The 21,510-nt window shown below is 57.2% G+C and carries 26 protein-coding genes; 9 read left to right on the top strand and 17 right to left on the bottom strand.

From position 1 onward, the window contains the following. Window positions 1–32: 32 nt before the first annotated feature. From QZ517_RS08940 to QZ517_RS08925, 4 genes are read right to left on the bottom strand one after another with little or no spacing between them, the layout of a single operon-like run. The gene (locus QZ517_RS08940) at window positions 33–1,031 is read right to left on the bottom strand and encodes an OmpA family protein (RefSeq protein ID WP_294225387.1); all 999 of its coding nucleotides are present in this window, start codon (window positions 1,029–1,031) and stop codon (window positions 33–35) included. After that, the gene (locus tag QZ517_RS08935; protein ID WP_294225383.1) at window positions 1,028–1,600 is read right to left on the bottom strand and encodes a peroxidase-related enzyme; all 573 of its coding nucleotides are present in this window, start codon (window positions 1,598–1,600) and stop codon (window positions 1,028–1,030) included. The genes QZ517_RS08940 and QZ517_RS08935 overlap by 4 nt, the downstream gene beginning before the upstream one ends. 11 nt (window positions 1,601–1,611) lie before the next feature. Continuing rightward, window positions 1,612–2,343, bottom strand: coding sequence for a GNAT family N-acetyltransferase (locus tag QZ517_RS08930; protein ID WP_294225380.1), 732 nt, complete (start codon window positions 2,341–2,343; stop codon window positions 1,612–1,614). Then, window positions 2,340–3,059: a molybdopterin-binding protein gene (locus QZ517_RS08925; RefSeq protein WP_294225377.1), complete on the bottom strand. Its 720-nt coding sequence runs from the start codon at window positions 3,057–3,059 to the stop codon at window positions 2,340–2,342. The genes QZ517_RS08930 and QZ517_RS08925 overlap by 4 nt, the downstream gene beginning before the upstream one ends. Before the next feature lie 47 nt (window positions 3,060–3,106). On the opposite strand from QZ517_RS08925, the gene sfsA reads away from it, so the two are divergent. Then, complete coding sequence (gene sfsA / locus QZ517_RS08920; protein ID WP_294225374.1) at window positions 3,107–3,820, top strand: DNA/RNA nuclease SfsA; 714 nt, start codon at window positions 3,107–3,109, stop codon at window positions 3,818–3,820. Window positions 3,821–3,903: 83 nt separating this feature from the next. Continuing rightward, complete coding sequence (gene map, locus QZ517_RS08915; RefSeq protein ID WP_294225371.1) at window positions 3,904–4,770, top strand: type I methionyl aminopeptidase; 867 nt, start codon at window positions 3,904–3,906, stop codon at window positions 4,768–4,770. Between the two features lie 27 nt (window positions 4,771–4,797). On the opposite strand, the gene rsmD is transcribed toward map, so the two are convergent. Both rsmD and QZ517_RS08905 read right to left on the bottom strand, forming a co-directional pair. Beyond that, the gene (gene rsmD, locus QZ517_RS08910) at window positions 4,798–5,370 is read right to left on the bottom strand and encodes a 16S rRNA (guanine(966)-N(2))-methyltransferase RsmD (protein ID WP_294225368.1); all 573 of its coding nucleotides are present in this window, start codon (window positions 5,368–5,370) and stop codon (window positions 4,798–4,800) included. Window positions 5,371–5,379: 9 nt separating this feature from the next. Next, window positions 5,380–6,588: an FAD-dependent oxidoreductase gene (locus tag QZ517_RS08905; protein ID WP_294225365.1), complete on the bottom strand. Its 1,209-nt coding sequence runs from the start codon at window positions 6,586–6,588 to the stop codon at window positions 5,380–5,382. Window positions 6,589–6,670: 82 nt separating this feature from the next. Between QZ517_RS08905 and QZ517_RS08900 the strand changes: the two genes are divergently transcribed. Continuing rightward, window positions 6,671–7,159, top strand: a complete 489-nt coding sequence (locus tag QZ517_RS08900) for a peroxiredoxin (RefSeq protein ID WP_294225363.1) — start codon at window positions 6,671–6,673, stop codon at window positions 7,157–7,159. A gap of 38 nt (window positions 7,160–7,197) precedes the next feature. On the opposite strand, the gene QZ517_RS08895 is transcribed toward QZ517_RS08900, so the two are convergent. The 6 genes from QZ517_RS08895 to QZ517_RS08870 form a co-directional block, all read right to left on the bottom strand. Further along, window positions 7,198–7,500, bottom strand: a complete 303-nt coding sequence (locus QZ517_RS08895) for a 4a-hydroxytetrahydrobiopterin dehydratase (RefSeq protein WP_294225362.1) — start codon at window positions 7,498–7,500, stop codon at window positions 7,198–7,200. Further along, window positions 7,497–8,684: a GNAT family N-acetyltransferase gene (locus QZ517_RS08890; protein WP_294225360.1), complete on the bottom strand. Its 1,188-nt coding sequence runs from the start codon at window positions 8,682–8,684 to the stop codon at window positions 7,497–7,499. The genes QZ517_RS08895 and QZ517_RS08890 overlap by 4 nt, the downstream gene beginning before the upstream one ends. A gap of 75 nt (window positions 8,685–8,759) precedes the next feature. After that, window positions 8,760–9,518 carry a glycerophosphodiester phosphodiesterase family protein gene (locus tag QZ517_RS08885; RefSeq protein ID WP_294225357.1) on the bottom strand — a complete coding sequence of 253 codons (759 nt, stop codon included), beginning with the start codon at window positions 9,516–9,518 and terminating at the stop codon, window positions 8,760–8,762. A 1-nt stretch (window position 9,519) separates the two neighbouring features. After that, on the bottom strand, window positions 9,520–9,981 hold the full coding sequence (locus QZ517_RS08880) for a RidA family protein (protein ID WP_294225356.1): 462 nt from the start codon (window positions 9,979–9,981) through the stop codon (window positions 9,520–9,522). 75 nt (window positions 9,982–10,056) lie between these two features. Beyond that, window positions 10,057–11,361 (bottom strand): HlyD family type I secretion periplasmic adaptor subunit, encoded by a 1,305-nt coding sequence (locus QZ517_RS08875; RefSeq protein WP_294225354.1) that lies wholly within the window; start codon window positions 11,359–11,361, stop codon window positions 10,057–10,059. Continuing rightward, entirely contained in the window at window positions 11,358–13,091 is a 1,734-nt protein-coding gene (locus QZ517_RS08870) for a type I secretion system permease/ATPase (protein WP_294225352.1), read from the bottom strand. Before QZ517_RS08870 ends, QZ517_RS08875 begins: the two co-directional genes overlap by 4 nt. Window positions 13,092–13,307: 216 nt before the next feature. Here QZ517_RS08870 and QZ517_RS08865 point away from each other — a divergent pair, with 216 nt between their 5' ends. After that, entirely contained in the window at window positions 13,308–14,054 is a 747-nt protein-coding gene (locus QZ517_RS08865) for a VacJ family lipoprotein (protein WP_294225350.1), read from the top strand. After that, window positions 14,041–14,649 carry a phospholipid-binding protein MlaC gene (locus QZ517_RS08860; RefSeq protein ID WP_294225348.1) on the top strand — a complete coding sequence of 203 codons (609 nt, stop codon included), beginning with the start codon at window positions 14,041–14,043 and terminating at the stop codon, window positions 14,647–14,649. The genes QZ517_RS08865 and QZ517_RS08860 overlap by 14 nt, the downstream gene beginning before the upstream one ends. Window positions 14,650–14,681: 32 nt before the next feature. Here the strand turns inward: QZ517_RS08860 and QZ517_RS08855 are convergent, their stop codons facing one another. After that, window positions 14,682–16,859 (bottom strand): transglycosylase domain-containing protein, encoded by a 2,178-nt coding sequence (locus QZ517_RS08855; RefSeq protein WP_294225346.1) that lies wholly within the window; start codon window positions 16,857–16,859, stop codon window positions 14,682–14,684. 259 nt (window positions 16,860–17,118) lie between these two features. On the opposite strand from QZ517_RS08855, the gene QZ517_RS08850 reads away from it, so the two are divergent. From QZ517_RS08850 to QZ517_RS08840, 3 genes are all read left to right on the top strand, one after another. Beyond that, window positions 17,119–17,457 (top strand): P-II family nitrogen regulator, encoded by a 339-nt coding sequence (locus QZ517_RS08850; protein ID WP_164644704.1) that lies wholly within the window; start codon window positions 17,119–17,121, stop codon window positions 17,455–17,457. 25 nt (window positions 17,458–17,482) lie between these two features. After that, the gene (locus QZ517_RS08845; protein WP_294225343.1) at window positions 17,483–18,820 is read left to right on the top strand and encodes an ammonium transporter; all 1,338 of its coding nucleotides are present in this window, start codon (window positions 17,483–17,485) and stop codon (window positions 18,818–18,820) included. Between the two features lie 106 nt (window positions 18,821–18,926). After that, window positions 18,927–19,277 carry a hypothetical protein gene (locus tag QZ517_RS08840; RefSeq protein WP_294225338.1) on the top strand — a complete coding sequence of 117 codons (351 nt, stop codon included), beginning with the start codon at window positions 18,927–18,929 and terminating at the stop codon, window positions 19,275–19,277. A gap of 51 nt (window positions 19,278–19,328) precedes the next feature. On the opposite strand, the gene QZ517_RS08835 is transcribed toward QZ517_RS08840, so the two are convergent. Both QZ517_RS08835 and QZ517_RS08830 read right to left on the bottom strand, forming a co-directional pair. After that, window positions 19,329–19,556 carry a DUF1150 family protein gene (locus tag QZ517_RS08835; protein ID WP_294225336.1) on the bottom strand — a complete coding sequence of 76 codons (228 nt, stop codon included), beginning with the start codon at window positions 19,554–19,556 and terminating at the stop codon, window positions 19,329–19,331. Window positions 19,557–19,560: 4 nt separating this feature from the next. Next, window positions 19,561–19,971: an Hsp20 family protein gene (locus QZ517_RS08830; protein WP_283423962.1), complete on the bottom strand. Its 411-nt coding sequence runs from the start codon at window positions 19,969–19,971 to the stop codon at window positions 19,561–19,563. Between the two features lie 207 nt (window positions 19,972–20,178). Here QZ517_RS08830 and QZ517_RS08825 point away from each other — a divergent pair, with 207 nt between their 5' ends. Beyond that, window positions 20,179–20,403, top strand: coding sequence for a DUF465 domain-containing protein (locus QZ517_RS08825; protein ID WP_294225323.1), 225 nt, complete (start codon window positions 20,179–20,181; stop codon window positions 20,401–20,403). A 9-nt stretch (window positions 20,404–20,412) separates the two neighbouring features. Here QZ517_RS08825 and QZ517_RS08820 read toward each other — a convergent pair whose 3' ends face one another. Continuing rightward, window positions 20,413–21,018 (bottom strand): outer membrane lipoprotein carrier protein LolA, encoded by a 606-nt coding sequence (locus QZ517_RS08820; RefSeq protein WP_294225320.1) that lies wholly within the window; start codon window positions 21,016–21,018, stop codon window positions 20,413–20,415. 72 nt (window positions 21,019–21,090) lie between these two features. Then, window positions 21,091–21,510, bottom strand: a 420-nt coding sequence (locus QZ517_RS08815) for a DNA translocase FtsK (RefSeq protein WP_294225317.1), incomplete at its 5' end; no start/stop codon positions are given.

The raw sequence follows: 21,510 nt of genomic DNA, 5'->3' as shown, positions 1-21,510 counted from the left end.
GGTCTTGTGTGTGGGCGACTCTGGGTCAGCCGTTAGCTGCCAGACAGCAGCACCGCCTCGACGCGGCGGTTCAACGTGCGACCGGCCTCGGTGAGGTTGGTGGCGATCGGGGCGAGGTAGCCCGCACCGCGTGCTTCGACTTGGGCTTTGGGCACGCCGTGGTTCTTGATCAAGCGATTGCGCACGGCGGCGGCGCGTTTTTGCGAGAGGCTGGTGTTTGTCGCAAGCGAACCTTTGCTGTCGGTGTGGCCGACAAGCGCGATGCGACGGTTGGGGTCGTCTTTGAGGAATTCCGCGAGGGCCGTGAGAGAGGCAAACTCACCGTTGGACAGCTTCGAGGCGCCGGTTTCGAAACTCAGATCGCTGAGTACCACATGACCGGATTGGGCAAGGGTTGTGGCGATCGCGGTGGCGGTTTCCGGCGTGGGGGCAGCGGGCGTTGGCGCCGGTATGGCGACTTCAGATTCTGGTTTTGGCTGGGGCTGTTCTTCGATTTTTGGCGGTACGCTTGGCTCTGAGGGTTCGGGGGCAGGAACACCGTCCGGGCGGACGTCAAAGACCTGCACCATGCCTGCTTGCGCGGTGCGGCTCACAAGGACGGCCACACCTTCGGGACCTGCATCGCCTTCGCGGCGGGCGGAGAGGTAGAAGTAGTCGGAGAGGTCAACAAACATCTTGGGTGGCAGCAACACGTCGATGGCAAAGCGGAAATCAAACCCGCCGCAGGCCGCCGCATCACAGGACAGGATCAGCTCGTATCCCTCATCCAACAGCTGGGCAGCAAGGTCGCTGTTAACGCGGCCGGTGCCGGGAAAGCCGCTGGAGAAGCGCCAGCTGCGTTTGCGCTGGGTGCCTGCCACGGGGATGGTGGGCACGGTGTTGTCGTCTGCGGGTTCAAGCGCGAGAGAAAGCACGCTTTGCGGCAGGATTTCTTCTCCCAGGAGTTGTCCCGGTGTTTCAAAACGCGGCTCAAAGGCCCAGCCTGCGGCCGGGCATAAGAGAAGCCAAGTTATGAGTGTGCCAGATTTCATCGGGACAGAGCGTGATACTCTGGGTTGGGCTGCATGGCGGTGGCCGAGGCCACGCGGTTGGACATGTTGTAGAAGCCCGCGACGTTGGCGATATCCCAGATATCTTGGTCTGAAAAACCGACGTCACGCAGGGTTTGGCGATCAACTTCTTCGATGGTGGCGGAGGCGATGGTCATTTTCTCAGAAAACGCCAGCATGGCATATTGGCGGGCGTCCAGCTCTGCCACGCGCCAGTTCATCACCATCATCTCGCCCAGCGCCGGATCACCGGAGAGTTGCCGCACAGCAGCCCCATGGGCAACAAGGCAGTAGAAACATTTGTTGATCGCGCTGACCACCACCGCAATCATCTCTCGCTCCAGCTTAGACAGGCCGCTGTCACCCAGCATGAGGTCATTGTAGAGCGCGGTGAAGGCGTTGAGCTTGTCCGCATGGATAGCGTAGGCCTGCAGCACATTGGGCACCATGCCCAGCTTTTCTTGACAGATGTCAAAATAGCGTTGGGTCTCTGGTGGCAGCGGGTCCATCATTGGAATATCGAGCGCGGTTGGTTTGGTATTTTCTGCCACGTTGGCCTCCCTTAAGCGGTGGGTTTGCACCGGTAGTGGTACTCTCCCACAACGGTCATACCGAGGGAAGAGTACAGCCGATTTGCCGCTGCGTTCGCTTTGGTACAAATCACCGACAAATGCGTGCCGCCGTTTTCCAGCGTCCAGAAAGCGGCGCGGTGCATCAGAAAGCGAGCCACGCCTTGACGACGTTGAAACGGCAGGATTTCCAGCGCATGCACCATGCCGATGCCGTTGTGCAGGCCAAGGAAGGATGCTCCGGCGGGTTTGTCCTGCCAACGGGAGACAAAACCGGTTTTGGGCATGGGCGCACGGTCCATAACCTTTAGGCGGGCAAGGTCCATACCACCTTCAGCCCAAATTTCCTTCATGATCTGCAGAGGCTCCCATGCCGGGATGGCAGCGGTGCGTGGGGGACGCTCTGTTGCGAGGTCCTTGGCCGGCATGACATACATGGTCACCGGATCAACGATGTCGTAGCCACGCGCATCAAGAGCGGCGTCCAGATCGGTGTCACCTTCGCGGATTTGAAAGATTGGCTGCTGGTTGAGGGCCACCATGCCTTGCTCAGCGGTGTCGATATCTGCCACCACCAACTCGCCGTTTAGCGTCGCTGAGCAGACTCGTTTGCCGCCGCCCTGCCCGTCACGCAGGGTGAAACATCCGCTGTGATAAGTTGCGGCGGCGGGCCAGGTGCCGTCGATCACGTCATAGAGGGTGTGGGCAGTGATGTCTTTTGTCATTGGAAAAGACCGGAGAGTTTGGTGATGGCCGCGTCAATGCGCGCGCCGTCTGTGCCACGAATGACGATATTAGACCCGTAAGCACCGTTGCGTTGATAAGGGTATGAGCCAATGGACAGGTCAGAAAACTCTTCGGCCAGTTTGGCCAGAGGACCGGCAATGTCACCTTCGCCGCGTTCAATGCGCAGGGTTTGGCTCAAGAGTGGCGCCCCCCCTGTGAGAGTTGGCAGAACGCTGGCGACCATGGCCTGAAACACGGCAGGCACGCCGGCCATGACGTAGACGTTTTCCAAACGAAAACCCGGTGCAACGGAGACTGGATTGTCGATCAGCGTGGCGTCGTCCGGAATACGGGCCATGCGTTTGCGGGCGTCGTTAAACTCCTGTCCAGCATTGTCATAATGCGCCTGCAACAACGCAGCGGCGTCCGCACGCACGTCGATGTGTTTGCCAAAGGCCTCAGCAATGCAGTCGGCGGTGATGTCATCATGGGTGGGGCCAATGCCGCCTGACGTGAAAACATGTTCATTGGCGTCTGACAGTTGCTTCACCGCGACCACAATGGCTGGCGCATTGTCGGACACCACGCGCACTTCGGTCAAATCAATGCCGTGTTTGGTCAGTTCACCGGCAAGGAAATACATGTTGGCATCGCGGGTGCGGCCGGAAAGGATTTCGTCGCCAATCACCAGCATGGCTGCGGTTGGATTTGCCATGATCTCATGTCCTTGTCAGTGCGTCACCGCAGGTATAGGCCTGTGACATGCGCTTTCAAACCCCTCTCGTTCCCGCCGTGCTTATTCGCCGCTACAAACGGTTCCTTGCTGACGTTCGCCTTGAAGATGGGCGCGAAGTGACCGCGCATTGCGCCAATCCCGGCTCGATGATGGGGCTGAAGGAGGAGGGCATCAAAATTTGGCTGGAGCCGAACGACGATCCCAAGAAAAAGCTGAAATATGGCTGGCGTTTGGTAGACCATGAGAATGGGCATTTCACTGGCGTAGATACCTCAGTGCCGAACCGTGCGTTAAAGGCCGCATTGTTGGCGCATAAGGTGCCGGAACTCGCGAACTATGAGAGTGTGCGGCCGGAGGTGAAGTACGGCACAAACAGCCGGATTGATTTTCTGCTGTCGGGTGAAGGACGCAAGGACCTGTACCTGGAAGTGAAGTCTGTGACCTTGAGCCGCGAAGAGAGCGTGGCAGAGTTTCCGGACAGCGTGACCGCGCGGGGAACCAAACATCTTGAGGAACTCATGGCCATGATTGACCAAGGCCATGAGGCGATGATGTTGTATCTGGTACAACGCACCGATGCAGAGCGCGTCACCCTCGCCCCAGATATTGATCCAACCTATGCGGCGACTTTCCAACGGGCGCGGGCGGCGGGTGTTCAAGTGTTGGCCTATGGGTGTGACATTTCTCCAACGCAGATTACGATTGGTGCCCCCCTGCCCTTTGCCTATGCGAGCCAGTGACACAAAGTGGCATCCCTAAGCTCTAGCAGTTTTAAGAATTTACGCTTACATAGCCGCAAACCACACGTGATGGAGCACTTCACATGATCGGCAAACGCCGCAAGACTCGCGATAGCATCGACCTCTACTCGCCAGAAGACCACGCGGGCATGCACAAGGCTGGGGCCTTGGCGTCGCAGATTCTGGATAACATCGCAGAGTACGTGTTTCCGGGCCAGACCACCAAGGAGCTGGATCGGCTGATCGAGGCGCAGGTTGATGCGGCAGGCGCAACCTCAGCAACCATCGGCTATCGCGGCTACGAACACGCGAGTTGTATCAGCGTGAACCATGTGGTCTGTCACGGCATCCCCGGCAGCCCGATCCCGAAGTGGAACAAAGAGACCAGCGCGCGCAAAGAAGACCCGATGCGCGATGACGACAAGCTGCGCGACGGTGATATTCTGAACATCGATGTGACCGTGGTGGTTGATGGTTGGTACGGCGACACAAGCCGCATGTATGTGGCAGGCAAACCCAAAGGCTTTGCCAAGAAGCTCATTCAAGTCACCCATGACGCGCTGATGCTGGGCATTGAAGCGGTGAAGCCGGGCAACACCTTTGGCGACATTGGCAACGCGATCCAGACTTATGCCGAGCGCCAGCGCATGTCGGTGGTGCGCGATTTCTGTGGTCACGGGTTGGGCCGGGTGTTCCACTCACCACCCAACGTGCTGCACTATGGCCGCGCGGGCAGTGGACCGGTGCTGGAAGAAGGCATGTTCTTCACCATTGAGCCGATGTTGAACATGGGCCGTCCGGAAACCAAAGTGCTGGCCGACGATTGGACAGCGGTAACGCGGGACAAATCCCTGTCGGCGCAGTTTGAGCATTCCGTGGGTGTGACCGCAGATGGTGTGGACATTTTCACCTTGTCCAAAGGCGGGCTGTATCACCCGACCTGGAAGTAAGTGGTCTTTTGAGATGTTGGCGGGCGCTTAGTCTTTTGCGCCCGCGACCTCCAGAAACGTCATCCATGTATCGCCGTATTTACGCTGATCACGCTGCGTGAAGCCTTCTGGTGCGACTTGGGGTGTATTTTCTTCCCAGACAATCAGAGCATCGTCGCTGATCCAGCCGTTTTGCGTGGCGACGGACAGGGCTTTCTGGCCCATGGATTTGCCATAAGGCGGATCGAGAAAGATCAGATCATAAGGCGCATCGGGGTTTTGCGGCAGGCGCGTGGCGTCAGCTTTGATCAGATTGGCAGATTGGGTACCGCAGGTTTTGCGGATGTTGTCGCGGATAAGGTTGCTCGCCACGCGACCGTCATCGACAAAGGTCACCGACGTGGCGCCACGTGAGACCGCTTCAAGGCCCAACGCGCCGGTGCCAGCGAAGAGATCCAATACGCGGGCGTCAGTGATCGGGTCGCCCAACTTACCGCCTTGCAGCACATTGAATAGGCTTTCGCGTACACGATCTGTGGTGGGGCGCAGGTGTTTGCCCTGATCGCCTTTGCCAACTGCCGCAAGCGCGATGCCGCGCCATTCTCCGCCAATGATCCGCATAGGGGCTCCTTAGAGACGCATCAGGTCTTTGATGTCGGTGTTCATGTCGGCCACCATATCGTGTGATGGGGATTTACCCCCTTCGATCAGACGCTTGCCGACCATGTAGTCGCGCGGGGCATTCATGGCATCAACCGCCAACAGGGTGTCGCCTTTGTAGTACCAAAACGAGATTGCGCCGGTGCTGCTGTCGCGGGTGACAATGGTGTCAAAACCGGTGTTGAGACCTGCGATTTGCAGCTTCACGTCATATTGGTCAGACCAGAACCATGGTTTGGCTATGTAGGTTTTCTCCGCGCCGAGGATGTTTTCGGCCACCACTTCGGCCTGATCAATCGCGTTGGGCACGCTTTCCAGTCGGATGCGGGCGGCTTTGTAAGGGAAAGAGGCGCAGTCGCCTGCGGACCAGACGTTGGGCGCGCTGGTGCGGCCTTGATCGTCGGTGGCGATGCCATTGTCGAGCGAAAGGCCTGCGGCCTTGGCCAGAGGGGTGTCAGGGCGGATGCCAACGCCGACAATCACGAAATCCACGGCCATTTCGCGGTCGCCGGACAATTTGGCAGAGGTCACACGGGTGTCACCAGAGAGGCTTTCCAGAGCTGTGCCTTCGAGGATCTCAACACCATGCGAGCTGTGCAGGGCGCGGAAGTAATCGCTGGTTTCTTTGGCGGCGACCCGTTGCAGGATACGGCCGGACATTTCCACCAGTGTCACTTTCAGACCCTTGGAGGCGGCCACAGCAGCGGCTTCGAGGCCGATGTATCCCCCGCCAACAATCAAGACGTGACGGCCTTCGGTGAATTCCGGTGTCATGGCGTCGACGTCTGCCAGATTGCGCACAGTATAGACGCCGTCGAGATCACCGCCGATGGCAGCTGGCAAGCGAATGGGCGACGCGCCGGTGGTTAAGACAAGATGATCGTAGGCCAACGTTTCGTTGGGCATGCTGACGGTTTGCGTGGCAGTGTCGATGGCCTCAACAGTGGTGCCCAGACGCAAGGTGATGTTTTGATCCCGATAGTAGCTCTCCGGGCGCAGGTAGAGGCGCTCGAGGTCCATGTCGCCAAGTAGGTATTTCTTGGAGAGCGGAGGACGTTGGTACGGTGGCGCGGTTTCGGCCCCAATCAGGGTGATGTCCCCGTCAAAGCCTTTGGCGCGCAATTTGGCCACACAAGCCGCGCCTGCCTGCCCTGCCCCAATCACAACAACGTGCGTCACGTCACTCTCCCTCAAACCCATTGCCTAAGCCGTTGGCGAGCCTATATCGCAGGTTCAGGGAAACGCAATGAGAGTATCACAGATGAGTATTTCTATCGGAGATAAAATCCCCGAAGGCACGCTGATGAAAGTGGGCGCAGAAGGACCGGAGCCAGTGTCAGTTGAGAGCCTGACCAAAGGGCGCAAAGTTGTTTTGTTTGGCCTGCCGGGGGCCTTTACGTCCACGTGTAGCAGCGCACATTTGCCAAGCTTCATGCGCAATGTGAACGCGCTGAAAGGCAAAGGCGTGGATGAAGTGATTTGCGTGTCGGTCAACGATCCGTTTGTGATGGATGCTTGGGACAAGGCCAACAACGCGGCAGATGCAGGCGTGACTTTATTGGCAGACCCAACGGGCGATCTGACCACTGCGATGGGCCTGGACTTCAGCGTACCGGCGATTGGGTTTGTGAACCGTTCCAAGCGCTATGCGGCGATGATCGAAGATGGTGAGTTCAAAATTTTGAACGTCGAAGAGGCACCGGGCACCTGCGAAATCAGCGCGGGTGAAACTATGGTTTCCGCGCTATAAGCGGCGTAAGATTTGGCCTGGCGGGCTGCGCGAGCGTGTCAGGCCTCTCCGAATAGAACATCCATTTTGCGAGCCAGCTTGGCATCCAGAGCAGAAATGCCCCCCACATCGTGGGTGGTCAGCGTCACATCCACCGTTTTGTAAACGTTGGTCCATTCCGGGTGGTGGTTCCATTTCTCGGCCCAGATGGCGGCTTTGGTCATCCAACCAAAAGCTTCAACAAAATTTGCAAACACAAAGGATTTGCGGATCGCGTCGCGGTCTTCGCAATAGGCCCAGCCACTTTGCAAAATCGGCTCCATCACCGCATCGCGGGCGGCCTGACTGAGTTTTTCGGTCATTCGTGGTCCTCCTCGTTGCCGCGTTTAAACGGGCCGTAGCTGGTGAGCACTTCGACATCTTGGCTAACCGCCATCCGCTCTTCCTGCAGGTAGCGATCAATGGCGTCGCGAAAGCCCGGGTCTTGGATCCAGTGCAGTGAGTGGGTGGTCACCGGCAGATAACCACGTGCCAGCTTGTGCTCCCCCTGTGCGCCGGCCTCCACCGAAGATAGGCCCTGCGCAATGGCCCAGTCCATCGCTTGATAATAGCACAGTTCGAAGTGCAATGCCGGATGATGCTCGATGCAGCCCCAATAGCGGCCAAACAATGTGTCACTGCCAATCATGTTCATCGCCCCGGCGACGGGCACACCGTCGCGCTCGGCAAAGATCAGAAGCGTGTCATCCCGCATGGTTTGGTGAAGGATATCCAAGAAGGTCCGGGTCAGGTAAGGCGTGCCCCATTTGCGCGCGCCTGTGTCTTGGTAAAACCGCCACATTGCGTCCCAGTGGTACGGCTTGATGTCGTCGCCTGTCAGGCAGGTGATGGTACCGCCAAAGGCTTGGGCTTGGGCACGTTCCTTGCGGATGTTTTTGCGTTTTCGCGACGAGAGTGCATCTAAAAAGGCGTCAAAGCTGGCGTAACCTTCGTTCAGCCAGTGAAATTGTTGACCAGTGCGATGCAGCAGACCCATGGCCAAACCGTTTTGCGCCTCCTGTTCGGTGCAAAAGGTGATGTGCGCGCCGCTGAGACCGTTGTCGGTGCCTACCTGCACCATGCCTTGCACCAAGGCGGATTGGCCAGTGGCTTCCCAGCCCGGACGGGTCAGCAGGCGGCGACCTGTGACCGGAGAAAACGGTACAGCGGTTTGGAGTTTGGGGTAATAGCGCCCACCCGCCTGCTCATAGGCATGGGCCCAATTGTGGTCAAAGACGTATTCGCCCTGGCTGTGCTGTTTGATGTACATGGGCGCCACTGCGATGGTCTCGCCGCCCGCTTGGGCGGTTAGGTGGCGGGGCAGCCAGCCGGTGCCAGAGCCGATACTGCCGCTCTCTTCAAGTGCGCGTAAAAAGCGGTGGGTGACAAACGGGTTTTGTGGGCGGCCAGATGCACTCGGCACGGGATCGGCGCAGGCGTCCCACTCAGTCGCCGGAATGCTGTCCAGCGACTGGTGTAGTGTGATTTCGATGGGATCACCATCCATGCCCGCGCCTCCTTAATGGTAGTGTACCTGCTACGATGTAAGGCGCGAGACAAATCACTTTTAGGGCAACCAATACTAGCTGCCCTTTGGCACGTAGCCCTCAAAAGTGACGTTATCGACAATACCGCGCGCCTCTTGCTCTTGTACCGCGGACGTCACGGTCCAACATAGGACTGTGGCACCGTGCGCTTTGAGCCTCGCGACCTCAGGCGATTGCAGATCGTCCACGCTGTGACTGATAAAGCAGGCACCAATCGCGTCATAATCCGGAATGGACTTCAGTCGCGTCCGAACCGTTTCTGGCAACAAGGGCCATCCGTCCGCATGAAACGGATCGGTGGTCAATCCGCGTGGCACATCTGGCGCAAGATCGCGCAGGGCAGCGACGCAGTGGGGATTGAACGCCATGAAAGCCAGTGGTCCGTCATAGCCTTGCACCGCTCGTGCCGCTGACGCTTCGAGGTCACCGACGTTGGGGCCCATGATGCCGTCCTGATCTTTGAATTCGATCAGAAGCGGCACGCGGCCAGCCACCAAGTCCAACACTTCGGCAAAGGTTGGGATGCCTTCGTCCCCGCCAATCAACGGAATCGCGCCCAGCGCCGCAGCAGTGTGCTGACGCACGGCGCCCTTGGCTTTCGCCAAACGCTGCAATTGGTAGTCATGGAACGCCATGGCCACCCCGTCTGAGGACAGTTGCAGGTCAATTTCAATGCCAAAGCCCTGCGCGATAGCCGCCTCAATCGCCGCCCGGCTGTTTTCCGGGCGGCCATCGTCGACATCATGCAGGGCCCGGTGCGCAATGGGCGCATCCAAGAACCGTTTGTCGAGCATGTTAGGAAATCTGGAAAATGCCTTCGATTTCCACAGCCACGCCAAATGGCAGCGAGCCAGCAGAAACCGCAGACCGGGCGTGGCGGCCTTTATCGCCCAGCGCCTCGACCATAAAGTCCGACGCGCCGTTGATGACCTTTGGCTGATCGGTGAACTCTGGAGTGGAATTCACAAAGCCCACCAGTTTGACCACTTGAACCAAGCGATCGATGTCACCACCACAAGCTGCTTTTAGGGCGGCCAGCAAACCCACGGCACATGTCTGCGCAGCAGCCACACCTTCTTCTGTGGTCAGGTCGGCGCCCACTTTTCCGGTGGTAAAGCCTGCTTCTGTCATTGAAATCTGACCAGAGACATAGACCATGTCACCCACAACAACGTAAGGAACATAATTGGCCGCAGGGGCGGCCATGTCCGGAAGAGTAATTCCCAGTTCTTTCAGGCGTGCTTCAATCGCGCTCATCACGTGCTCTCCATATGCGATGTTTGCGGCGACGCTAGACCGCAAAATCGAATTTGAAAAGCGCGAAATGCAAGGTCAGCTTTCGCGGAAGGCCCTCACAAAATAATCCGTTAGTGGTTTTGTCAGATATTCCCACGGGGTTCGGTCACGGGTGCGGAAAAAGGCATCCACGGGCATGCCCGGCACAAGCGACGCTTCGGCGGGCAGTTTTTCGACTTCGCCCTCAAGCAGTTCGATTTCCGCTTTGTAAAATGAGCCTCCAGTCTGATCATCCTGGAACGCATCCGCAGAGATGTGCACCACGCTGCCTTCGAGGTCCGGTGTCGTGCGTTGATCAAAAGCTGAGAACTTCAGCGTGACGGTTTGCCCCGGGAAGACCTGATCCACGTGAATGGTGGGCACCTGAACAGCCGCAATTAGCGGACGGTCTTGCGGAACTATGTACAGCAGCGGCTCTGCGGGTTGGATGACCGACTGTGAGGCAAACACCTGCAAACCGTAAACCAAGCCGGCAACGGGGGCGCGGATATCGAGGTTTTCGATTTTGGACAACAGGTGGCGGCGGCGCTCGGACAGCTCCAGCTCCCGGTAACGCAGATCACGCAAGGTCGTGATCGCCTCCTCGCGGCGGGTGCTGGCGAGTTTAAGCGCCTCGATTTCAATCTCAGTGACCCGACCTTCAGCCTGGGCGCGGCTGGCCAGCAATTCGCCGACACGCCCCGCCAATGAGGCCTCTTCGCGGCGCAGGGAGAGAACACGGGAGGCCTGGGCCAAGCCTTTGTCCAACAGCGCCTGCTGATCGGACAGTTCCGCTTTGATCAGGTCAAGCTGTTGATTGAGTGCAACATTTTGTGCGTCGATACCAACGATCTGGCTTTGAATTTGCGCTTTGCGCTTGCCCAATTGGTCGAGGTTTCTGTTGAGAGTATCGGTGCGGGCCGCAAACAGGCGGCTTTGCCCCGCCATAAGGTCTGCGGCCTCTTGCGAGGTCTCCGCAATTTCCACCAACCCGGGGTCAAACACAATCTCCTGCGCGTCGTCGCGCTCAGCATCCAGACGGCCACGGCGCGCCATCAGCTCCCAAAGTTGGCCCTCGGTGACGGTGAGTTCCAGCGTCAGTTCCGCCTCGTCCAGTTGCATCAGAATTTGGCCAAGCTCGACCCGATCGCCTTCTTCGACTTTGATATCTGTGACCACACCACCGTCAATATGCTGCACAATCTGGCGATTGCGGTCCACTTCGACACGACCGGAAGTCACAATTGCGCCGGCAATTTCCGTGCCAACCGCCCAGGCGCCAAATCCAAGGACAAGCATGGCAAGTGCCAGCCCACCAATCCACAGCGGCTTGCGGGCGCTCCAGTTTTTGTCAGTGGTCATTGCACACCTCCCGGCCCGACGGACGTGCGTACTTCATTGTGATTGCGCAACACTTCTTTGAGCACCTCATCTTTGGGGCCAAAGCTGCGCTTCTGGCCATGTTCCAAGGCCAACAATTTATCACATTCTTGAATGGCAGCAGGACGGTGCGCCATGATGAGCACGCTTTTGCCCGCCTGCTTCATATGGCGGATGGCGGCGTTGAGCGCCATGGAGCCTTCGTTGTCCAAATTTGAATTGGGTTCATCCAGCACCAGAATGACCGGGTCTTCGTACATGGCCCGCGCCAAGCCAATTCGCTGCAACTGCCCGCCGGAAAGTCGCCCGCCATGGGCTGCGACCTGCGTTTCGTACCCGTCCGGAAGCTTCAGAATCATCTCATGCGCATCCGCCTTTTTGGCCGCATCAATGATTTTTTCTGCTGGCGCATCTTTTTGCAGGCGGGCGATGTTTTCTGCAATCGAGCCATCAAACAGTTCCACACGCTGCGGCAAATACCCAATGTAGCGGCCCAGGGCTGCGGGATCGTATTGTTCCAACGACGCACCATCCAGGCGGATTTTGCCGCCGGCTGGACGCCAAACACCGGTGATGGCCTTGGCTAAGGTCGATTTACCGGCGCCAGACGAGCCAATCACACCAATGGCCTCCCCCGGCATCACGTCAAAGGACATCATCCGCAAAGTGGCTTGCGCTTCGCCCGGAGGCACAATGGTCACCTGTTGCAATTGCAATTTGGCGGCCGGAGCCGGGAGTTCTGTGCGCGGCTGAACTGGAGGCACCGTCCCGAGCAGCTCAGCCAAGTTGCTCCAGCCTTTGCGCGCACGCTGCACAACGGCCCATTGGTTCACCGCCAGTTCAACAGGCGCAAGAGCGCGGCCCAGAAGGATCGACCCCGCGATCATGGCGCCGGGTGTGAGTTCCCCCTTCAACACCAGAAAAGCACCCAAGCCCAACATCGCAGATTGCAAAAACAGGCGGAAGGTTTTGATCGAGGTTGTGAACCCGCCGCCAACATCTGCAGTGGCCATGGTTTCCTGAAGCGACATGCGCCGCACAGTTTTCCAGCGCTTAAACGCCGAGTCGCGCATGCCCAATGCGGAGACCAGCTCCGCTTCGGACTGCATTTGCGCGGACATACGGTTTGCATTGTGGGTTGTGGTCAACATACGCTCGGTATGGCGGCGGGTAGCAAACTGGTTAAACACAGCAGCCAGAATAAGCACGCCGCCCCCCGCGATGGCCAACATGCCCAGCCATGGATGGAACAAAGCAATTCCAACAAGAAACAGTGGAGTCCACGGCATGTCAAAAACCGACGTCAGAACCGGAGAGGTTAGGAGCCGCTGGACCGACTCCAGATCCTGAAGCGCAGTTTCAGACCCAGTTGATTTTCCGACTGACGCGCGGCGCAGAGATGCATCAAACACGCGCTGATCCAAAGCATCCTGAAAGCGGGCGCCAACCCGCGCCATGATGCGGCCACGGGCAAAATCAATCAGCCCCATAATCGCAAATAGAAACACAACCAACAAAGACAGCGCAAACAGGGTTTCACGAGACCCGCTGCCCAAGACGCGGTCATACACTTGCAACATATACAGTGGGCCGGTCAGCATAAGCAGGTTCACGAAGAAACTGAACACGGCAACTGTCCAGTACAAGCCACGGCTTTGTGCCCGCACGGCCCGAAGCTCCTGAAGCCCGCGTTCTTTTATCTGTGTGGTCATCAAATGGTCCCTGTGAGCCGGGCCGCGTTAGCCAAATTGGACGCGTCCGGTGAATTTTGCCTGTTCACCTGTCAGGTGTATGTTCCCAAACTGCCACATCATGTGACGAACATCACTATGACATTGGGGTAAGCAATCGATTAAACTAAATGGTGGAGTGTTGTCGCGAAATGAAAAACGTGTGGTCGCCTTTTGAAACTGGTTCCTAAGAAATTGTTGCGCTCTATTGTACTGACCTTTGTCGTCAGCACAACTCTCACAGCATGCGCCAAAACAGATGTCACCTCTGGCGGGATTCACGACCCTAATGAAGCCGCCAACCGACGCATTCATGCGTTCAACAAGCGGGTCGACACAATCCTGTTGTCACCAGCGTCCAATGGCTATGGCACCATTATACCCCGACCTGTGCGCACGGGCGTGTCCAATTTTGCCGACAACCTGTCACTGCCCAACGATGTGATCAACAACACCTTGCAAGGCAAGTTGCCGCAAGCCGGATCATCGCTGTTTCGGTTTGTGTTGAACTCAACCTTTGGCGTTGGTGGCCTGTTTGATCCAGCGTCAGCCGCAGGCATGGAACGGCACGACACCGATTTTGGCGAGACCCTCCACGTGTGGGGCGCGGGTGAAGGTGCGTATACAGAAATGCCGTTCTTTGGCCCTTCGACCACACGCGATGCCTACGGGTTTGCGGTGGACGTGATTCTCGATCCGTTCTTTGTCGTGGTGCGAGAGCCAACGCGGTATATTGGCGGTGTGGCGTATGTCGTGAACAAGATGGGCGATCGGTATGATTATGACGCCACGGTTGATTCCATCCTGTATGACAGTGCCGACAGCTACGCCCAGGCCCGCATCCTCTACTTGCAAAACCGCCGCTTCCGCCTTGGAAATCAAGGCGAGGAGACTTATGTCGATCCAGAGTTCGACCCGTACGAGGATCCCTATGCTGATTTCTAAGCTGACACGACGCAATTTCGTCACCCTATCTGCCGCTGCTGGCGCAGTGGCAGCCCTGCCCTCTTCCGCCTTTGCATTGAACGATGCGCAGGCCAAAGCGCTGATCGACAAAGCGGTTGCTGACATCAACAAAGTGATATCCTCCGGTAAATCGCTAGATCGGATGATCAAGGATTTTGAGAAGATCTTTGTGAAATACGGTGATGTGAGCATCATTGCCCGCTCCGCGCTTGGGCCCGATGCACGCGGCCTGAGCAAGAGCCAGCTGAACGCCTACACCAAAGCGTTTCAGGGCTATATCTCCCGCAAATATGGCAAACGGTTTAACGAGTTTGTTGGCGGCAAAGTGGAAGTGACCGGTGGACGGCCGGTTAAAAGCTTCTATGAAGTCAACGCTAAGGTGACCCTGCGTGGCCAGAAACCGTTTCAGGTGAATTTTTTGGTGTCGGACAAATCTGGCAAGAACAAATTCTTTGACCTGATCATCGAAGGCATCAGCTTGCGCCTGTCTGAGAAAGCAGAAATTGGCGCAATGCTGGATCGCCGCAAAGGCGACATCAACGGCCTGATCCAAGACCTGAAGAAAGCGGGCTAAGCCTGCTTAACGACACAACGTGGCAGGCCGGATTAGTTCCGGCCGCCAAAGATGTCGCGCAGGATACCATTCACAACGCCATCAATCCCCTGATTTTTGCGCGGCCGCGCGGGTTGCTTTGGCGCCTTTTGCGGCTTGGGTGTAAACGCTGGCAGTGGCGTAGGCGTCATACCTTCATGCACACGCACCATGGCTTCGCGCCAGATTTCGGCAGGCAAACCGCCACCTGTTACACCGGTCAGCGGCGTGTTGTCGTCATAACCCATCCAAACACCGGCAACATATTCATTGGTGAACCCAATGAACCATGCATCCCGTGCTGCCTGGGTGGTGCCAGTTTTGCCCGCCACCTGCCAACCGTCCATTTTGGCGCGCCCGCCGGTGCCTTCGCTGACCACCTTTTCCATCATCCAGATCAATTCACGTGCAGCCGCGTCCGAGATCACACGCTCGCCAATACCACCACCGGTGCCCATAAGCGCATTGTCTTCGCCCAAAAGCCGCAGCTCAACCAACCCATAGGGCGTTACTGAAGAGCCGCCATTGAGAATGCCCGCATAAGCGCCGGTCATTTCCAACAGGCTGCTTTCCGACGCGCCGAGGGCCAAAGCGGGGCCAGCGGCAAGATCATTTTCGATGCCAAACATGCTGGCAACGGTGCGTACATTTTCACGGCCAGCCTTCTCAGAGACCTTCACAGCCGGGATGTTCAAAGAATTCATGAGGGCAAACGTCAGGGAGACGTTGCCGTAGTGTTTTCCAGTGTAGTTTTTGGGGCACCACTGGCCAGAGCCCGCGATATTCATGCAGAAAGGTTCGTCCAGAACTTTGTCGTCGTAATGCGCACCACGCTCCAGAGCGGTGGCATAAACAAAGGGTTTGAACGCACTGCCGGTCTGGCGCTTGGCCTGAGTGGCGCGGTTGAACGCGCCGGACACTTTGGTTTTGCGCCCGCCCACCATGGCGCGCACGGCGCCATCTGCGGACATGACCACAATCGCGGCCTGCGCTTTGGACCCTTCGCGGACCTTATTTTCAAACACCCATTTGAGGCCGTTTTCAGCTGCCTTTTGAATACGCGGGTCCATGGTGGTTTTCAGGATTACGTCTTCAGTCGTGTTGCGTGTGAAGAATTCTGGACCCGAGGACATCACCCAATCTGCAAAGTAGCCGCCCGCGTTCGCTTTGGCGGCGGCGGACAAAGTTGCTGGATTGGATTGGTAGTATTTGGTCTCCTTGTCCGACAGGTACCCTTGATCGTTCATCAAGCGCAGGATTGTGGCCGCACGGTCTTGGGAGCGTTTCAAGTTGGCCGTGGGCGCCAAAGAGGACGGCGCGGTCAGCAGCCCTGCAATCATTGCACCTTCAGCAGGGGTCAGATTGGCCGCTGGTTTGCCGAAGTAGCGCTGAGACGCGGCCTCTGCGCCATAAGCGCCACCGCCCATATAGGCGCGATTGAGGTAGACGGAGAGGATTTCATCCTTGGTGTATTTGACCTCCATCGCCATGGCGTAGACCGCCTCTTGCACCTTACGGCCCAGAGAGCCCCGGCGGCAGTCTCGCACATAGTCCGCTTCGGTTTCCCACGCGCTGGCGTCGTACTCCACGCCAAGACACAGCAGCTTCGCGGTCTGTTGCGTCAGCGTAGAGCCGCCATGACCTGACAGAGGACCTCGACCTTCGCTGAGGTTGATGCGCACCGCACTGGCAACACCGCGCGGGCTCACACCAAAGTGGCGGTAGAAGCGTTTGTCTTCGGTGGCGATGACCGCATTTTTGAGATGTTTGGACACGGTATCAGCAGTGACCACGCCGCCAAATTGGTCCCCGCGCCATGCAAAAACCTTGTCTTCACGGTCCAACAGAGTGACCGAACCGCGCGCGCGGCCGTCCAGCAAGTCATCCACTTCGGGCAGGGTTCTGTAGTCTAACAGAACTGCAATCGCGACAATCAAGCCAACGACAACCGACGTGCGCCAAACGATGGTCCAGATCAGGCGCAAAACCCACCGAACAATACTGCTAAAGAACCTGACAATAGGATTGCGCGACTGTTTACGAGGACGCTTCGGGGTAGTTTTACGACGTACAGGGCGTTTGGGTGCAGGCTTGGCTTTGGATTTGGTCGGCTTGCGCGCAGGCTTGCTGGCTTTGCGCGTGTAGCGCTTGTCCGCCACCAACGGTGGTTTCCGACGTCTTGAATCACTCATGCTCTGCCCACTGCCCGGGATGTTCTTTTCATGCATTTTAGCGCGTGTGGGCGCCGATGTAGACCCACCGAATGGGGCAAAACCATTCTTTCACCGCCTATTTTTCACGCAAACCGACCAATTTGCCCATTTTTTCGCCAATCAAGCCAAGTTTTTGCCCGAAATTCGACCTCAGACCTTCGTTTTTGGGGGCCTGCTGCGCTTTGCTGCAGGTGCAAAATTCGCGGGCCACTCCCCGCACTGCCAAAAGGGGAACAAGGTGAAACTGATTATCGCAACGATCAAACCGTTCAAGCTGGAGGAGGTCCGCGAAGCGCTGACCGAGATCGGCGTGCGCGGCATGATGGTCACAGAGATTAAGGGCTTCGGCTCCCAATCCGGCCACACAGAAATCTACCGCGGCGCAGAATACGCGGTGAACTTTGTGCCCAAGGTCAAACTCGAACTCGTGGTTGCTGCCAACATGGCCGACCAGGTGGTCGAAACCATCACCAACACCGCGCAGACCGGCAAGATCGGTGACGGCAAAATCTTCGTACTGGACGTGCAGCAAGCCATTCGCGTGCGCACCGGCGAAACGGATGCAGACGCCATCTAAGGCGCCGCAAGGAAGGAATACTCTGATGACTACCCTCGCAAAACTGGCCCTGCCCGCCGCGCTGATCGCGCTGCCGAGCCTAAGCCTCGCAGAAGATGCTTCGGTCGCTGGCGTAAATGCCGCAACCGACACGGTCTTCATTCTCAACTCGCTGCTGTTCCTTGTAGGCGGCATCCTTGTGTTCTGGATGGCGGCGGGTTTCGCCATGCTGGAAGCGGGCCTAGTGCGCTCCAAAAACGTGACCATGCAGCTGATCAAGAACATCTCTTTGTTCTCGCTTGCGGCGATTTTCTACTACCTGATTGGCTACAACCTAATGTACCCGCTAGGCACTTGGGGCATCGACGGCGTGTTGTCCGGTGTTTGGGGACCAGGTGTTCTTGAAGCGGTTGGCGTGACAGCCGAAGGCGCGGACGATTATTCCTATGCCTCCACCGGTTCTGACTTCTTCTTCCAGCTGATGTTCTGTGCCACCACCGCGTCCATCGTGTCGGGCACCCTGGCAGAACGCATCAAACTGTGGCCGTTCCTGATCTTCACCATCGTTCTGACTGCCGTGATCTACCCGTTGCAGGCCTCCTGGAAATGGGGCGGTGGTTTCTTGGATGCTGCGGGCTTCCTGGACTTCGCAGGCTCCACCGTTGTGCACTCTGTGGGTGGCTGGGCCGCATTGACCGGCGCGCTGATCCTTGGACCACGTATCGGCAAATACAACAAAGCTGGCAAAACCGTGCCAATCCCAGGTTCCAATCTAACACTGGCCACTTTGGGTACATTCATCCTGTGGCTCGGTTGGTTCGGCTTCAATGGCGGCTCTCAGCTGGCTATGGGCACAGTGGGTGACGTGGGTGACGTATCGCGCATCTTTGCCAACACCAACACAGCTGCCGCTGGTGGCGCAATTGCAGCCCTGATCCTGACACAGCTGCTGTACAAAAAGCCTGACCTGACCATGGTTTTGAACGGCGCTTTGGCGGGCCTCGTGTCCATCACCGCAGAGCCGCTGACCCCATCATTGGGCGCAGCAACCTTGATCGGCGCTGTTGGCGGTGTGATTGTGGTCTTCGCAGTTCCCTTCCTGGACAAGTTGAAAATTGATGATGTGGTTGGCGCCATTCCGGTACACCTGATCGCTGGTATCTGGGGCACCATTGCGGTGGTCTTCACCAACAGTGATGCCTCGCTTGGCACCCAGCTTTACGCCATCGTTGTGGTCGGCCTGTTCACTGTGATCGTCTCCGGCGTTGTCTGGTATATCCTGAAAGCCACCATGGGTCTGCGGGTCGACGAAGAGACCGAGATCAACGGTCTGGACATGGCGGAATTGGGCATGGAAGCCTACCCTGAGTTCTCCAAAGGCTAAACAGCTCCAAAGAGACACGAAAATTTGACCCGGGCCTATGCGGCCCGGGTTTCTTTTTGCCGATTGGGACCGCGACAGGGCCACGTCACGCTGCTAGGCTGCGCCCATGCGATATCTTGTTTTGCCTTTTGTATTAGCCGCCAACGCAGCATTGGCTGACCCAGCAGAAATCACTGCCGTCAAAACCTGGGATCTTGAAGAGGGCTGGCGATTTGATGTCACAATCACACACCCGGACACCGGGTGGGATCACTACGCAGATGGATGGCGGATTGAAACTAAAGACGGGCAAGTGCTTGGCACCCGCATTTTGGCGCATCCACATGTCAACGAACAGCCATTTCGGCGCAGCCTTACGCGAGTTTGGATTCCACCTGAGATCACCACCATCTTTGTGCGCAGCAAATGCAATCAAGATGACTGGGGAGAGGAGACAACAAAAGTCTCCCTAAATTAACGAAGGCGCCACTTGGGCGCCCTCGTGATGTCTTTCATTTCTGCGGCGCGCTCAGTGCACGGTCACCGGCCAAAAATTGTTCTGCCGGGCCAGATCAAACGCCAATCCACGGTCTTTTACCAACGCCAGACGCTCGCCATCCGTGGCGTGCACGGCAAACAGGGTTTTGGCACCGTCGGCCTCCTCCTGCATCTCTTCCGGCAGGTCGGAAACCATAACCTCACGCACATAGACCGTGCGATCTTCGGAAAATTCGCTTTGTGTGTCATCGTTGTGCATGGGTCTATCCCTTCTTGATTTGGATGGTTTGAACAACGGTCTCTGGCCGCGCGTGTGACAGATCGATGTGCAGCAGGCCGTTTTCGCTTGTGGCTTCGCCAACTTCAACTCCGTCAGCCAGCACAAAGCTGCGCTGGAACTGGCGGGAAGCGATGCCACGGTGCAGGAAAACCCGCTCGCTCGCATCTTCCGATGAGCGGCCACGGATCACCAACTGACGGTCTTCCACCGTGATGCTCAGGTCTTCTTCACGAAAGCCGGCGACAGCCAGAGTAATGCGATAGGCATAATCGGCAGTCTGTTCGATGTTGAATGGCGGATAGCCCTCGGAGGATTTGGCGGTCCGTTCGAGGAGACGTTCGAGCTGTTCAAAGCCCAGCATGTGGGGATGCGACCCCAAAGATAGTTTGGTCATTGACCCGTCCTTGTGCAAAGCGACAGTCCGCGCGAAGGCCCCTTCCGGCAACCTCTGCGCTATGTGAATATGGGGCAGCCTTTCGTATGCTGCAAGTGGTGCACACAGGAATGCTAAACAGGGTTCTAAAAAATGGACAAATCGCCTTCTTTTCAGCGGGTCAGGAAAGCCCTATCTTAGGAGTCCGCCCAGGCTAAGGACCCAGACATGAATGCCAACACTGACTTGTCGATGAAAACGAATGACGTTTTGCGTGTCGAGCTTGAGGTTTTTAAGCAAGAACATCGGGATCTGGATGAGGCAATCAATGCGTTGGTACATCGTGGCACCGGGGATCAGTTGACGATTCAACGCCTAAAGAAGCAGAAGCTGCGCCTTAAAGACATCATCTCGCGGATTGAAGACCGGCTGACACCGGACATCATCGCGTAGACCCCACTGTTAACGACCGCGCTTGCTGCGTTCGGTGTCGATGTCAAACAGAGCGCGTGGATAGGTCATGCCGGTTTCGGTGTCGCCCAGCCGAATAGTTGTGCTGCCACCATGCGCGTCCTGGATCACCCATTCATCCAGCGTGACCGGTGAGGCAGAAAACTTCATCTGAATGCGGCCGATGTCTGGATTTTTGGGGTCTTGCGCGGTGACAATGGTATGTTTGCCGTCATAGGAATGACCAACCACTGCATTGGCGGATTGCAGGTTCACTTTACGTGCCAGAATGATCGACAGCGGCGTGCGGCCAAGAGGATAGGTTTCCGGCGCGCCTTTGGCACGATTGTCAAAAATCGCCACCGCGTTGTTGGAGGCAAGCACCAACGCCTTTTGCGGCGGATCATACTCAAACCGCATCTTTCCGGGGCGCTGGATAAAGAGGGTGCCGGTTTGCACGGATCCGTCGTCGGAAACTTGCATGAAGTCAGACTTCGCCGTCTTCAAGGTGTTGAAATACGCGCTGATTTGAGAAAGCGAAAGCTTCTCAGCCACGGCTGGAACAGCAGTAGCCAGAGACAGAACGGCGGCGGAGACAATGGTTTTGAGTTTGCTCATACGTCCAATATAGGGGCGCTTTGCCCGCTTACCCGGATACAAGTTACAAAAAAATGTGATTGGACCTGAGCATCACTGCTCAGGCACCAGGATTTCGCGTTTGCCAACGTGGTTGGCCGGGCTGACCAGACCTTCGTCTTCCATCTGCTCCACAAGACGAGCGGCTTTGTTGTAGCCGATCGCTAGTTTGCGCTGAATGTAGGAAGTCGAGCACTTGCGATCCTGAATGACAATTGCCACGGCGGAATCATAAAGCGCATCTTCGCCGTTGGTGTTACCGCCGGTATTCAGCCCGAGAACCGCGTCAATATTGTCAACCTTATCGTCGGCAGGTCCATCGATCACGCCGCCAATGTAGCTCGGCGGGCCAAAGCTCTTGAGGTGGTTCACAATCTCCTCAACCTCTTCGTCGCTCACAAACGGGCCGTGACAGCGGGTGATCTTGGCGCCACCGGCCATGTAAAGCATGTCGCCCATGCCCAAGAGCTGTTC

Source organism: uncultured Shimia sp. (assembly GCF_913054185.1).
Taxonomy (GTDB): domain Bacteria; phylum Pseudomonadota; class Alphaproteobacteria; order Rhodobacterales; family Rhodobacteraceae; genus Shimia.
This window is presented reverse-complemented; position numbering and strand designations above follow the sequence as displayed.

Coding starts and splice junctions, on each gene's coding strand:
- map (WP_294225371.1), top strand. CDS start 3,904: ATGATCGGCAAACGCCGCAAGACTCGCGATAGCATCGACCTCTACTCG.
- QZ517_RS08820 (WP_294225320.1), bottom strand. CDS start 21,018: ATGAGCAAACTCAAAACCATTGTCTCCGCCGCCGTTCTGTCTCTGGCT.
- QZ517_RS08885 (WP_294225357.1), bottom strand. CDS start 9,518: ATGCTCGACAAACGGTTCTTGGATGCGCCCATTGCGCACCGGGCCCTG.
- QZ517_RS08880 (WP_294225356.1), bottom strand. CDS start 9,981: ATGAGCGCGATTGAAGCACGCCTGAAAGAACTGGGAATTACTCTTCCG.
- rsmD (WP_294225368.1), bottom strand. CDS start 5,370: ATGCGGATCATTGGCGGAGAATGGCGCGGCATCGCGCTTGCGGCAGTT.
- QZ517_RS08845 (WP_294225343.1), top strand. CDS start 17,483: ATGACTACCCTCGCAAAACTGGCCCTGCCCGCCGCGCTGATCGCGCTG.
- QZ517_RS08895 (WP_294225362.1), bottom strand. CDS start 7,500: ATGACCGAAAAACTCAGTCAGGCCGCCCGCGATGCGGTGATGGAGCCG.
- QZ517_RS08940 (WP_294225387.1), bottom strand. CDS start 1,031: ATGAAATCTGGCACACTCATAACTTGGCTTCTCTTATGCCCGGCCGCA.
- QZ517_RS08870 (WP_294225352.1), bottom strand. CDS start 13,091: ATGACCACACAGATAAAAGAACGCGGGCTTCAGGAGCTTCGGGCCGTG.
- QZ517_RS08930 (WP_294225380.1), bottom strand. CDS start 2,343: ATGACAAAAGACATCACTGCCCACACCCTCTATGACGTGATCGACGGC.
- QZ517_RS08860 (WP_294225348.1), top strand. CDS start 14,041: ATGCTGATTTCTAAGCTGACACGACGCAATTTCGTCACCCTATCTGCC.
- QZ517_RS08875 (WP_294225354.1), bottom strand. CDS start 11,361: ATGACCACTGACAAAAACTGGAGCGCCCGCAAGCCGCTGTGGATTGGT.
- QZ517_RS08825 (WP_294225323.1), top strand. CDS start 20,179: ATGAATGCCAACACTGACTTGTCGATGAAAACGAATGACGTTTTGCGT.
- QZ517_RS08900 (WP_294225363.1), top strand. CDS start 6,671: ATGAGTATTTCTATCGGAGATAAAATCCCCGAAGGCACGCTGATGAAA.
- QZ517_RS08890 (WP_294225360.1), bottom strand. CDS start 8,684: ATGGATGGTGATCCCATCGAAATCACACTACACCAGTCGCTGGACAGC.
- QZ517_RS08830 (WP_283423962.1), bottom strand. CDS start 19,971: ATGACCAAACTATCTTTGGGGTCGCATCCCCACATGCTGGGCTTTGAA.
- sfsA (WP_294225374.1), top strand. CDS start 3,107: ATGCGCTTTCAAACCCCTCTCGTTCCCGCCGTGCTTATTCGCCGCTAC.
- QZ517_RS08925 (WP_294225377.1), bottom strand. CDS start 3,059: ATGGCAAATCCAACCGCAGCCATGCTGGTGATTGGCGACGAAATCCTT.
- QZ517_RS08855 (WP_294225346.1), bottom strand. CDS start 16,859: ATGAGTGATTCAAGACGTCGGAAACCACCGTTGGTGGCGGACAAGCGC.
- QZ517_RS08840 (WP_294225338.1), top strand. CDS start 18,927: ATGCGATATCTTGTTTTGCCTTTTGTATTAGCCGCCAACGCAGCATTG.
- QZ517_RS08835 (WP_294225336.1), bottom strand. CDS start 19,556: ATGCACAACGATGACACACAAAGCGAATTTTCCGAAGATCGCACGGTC.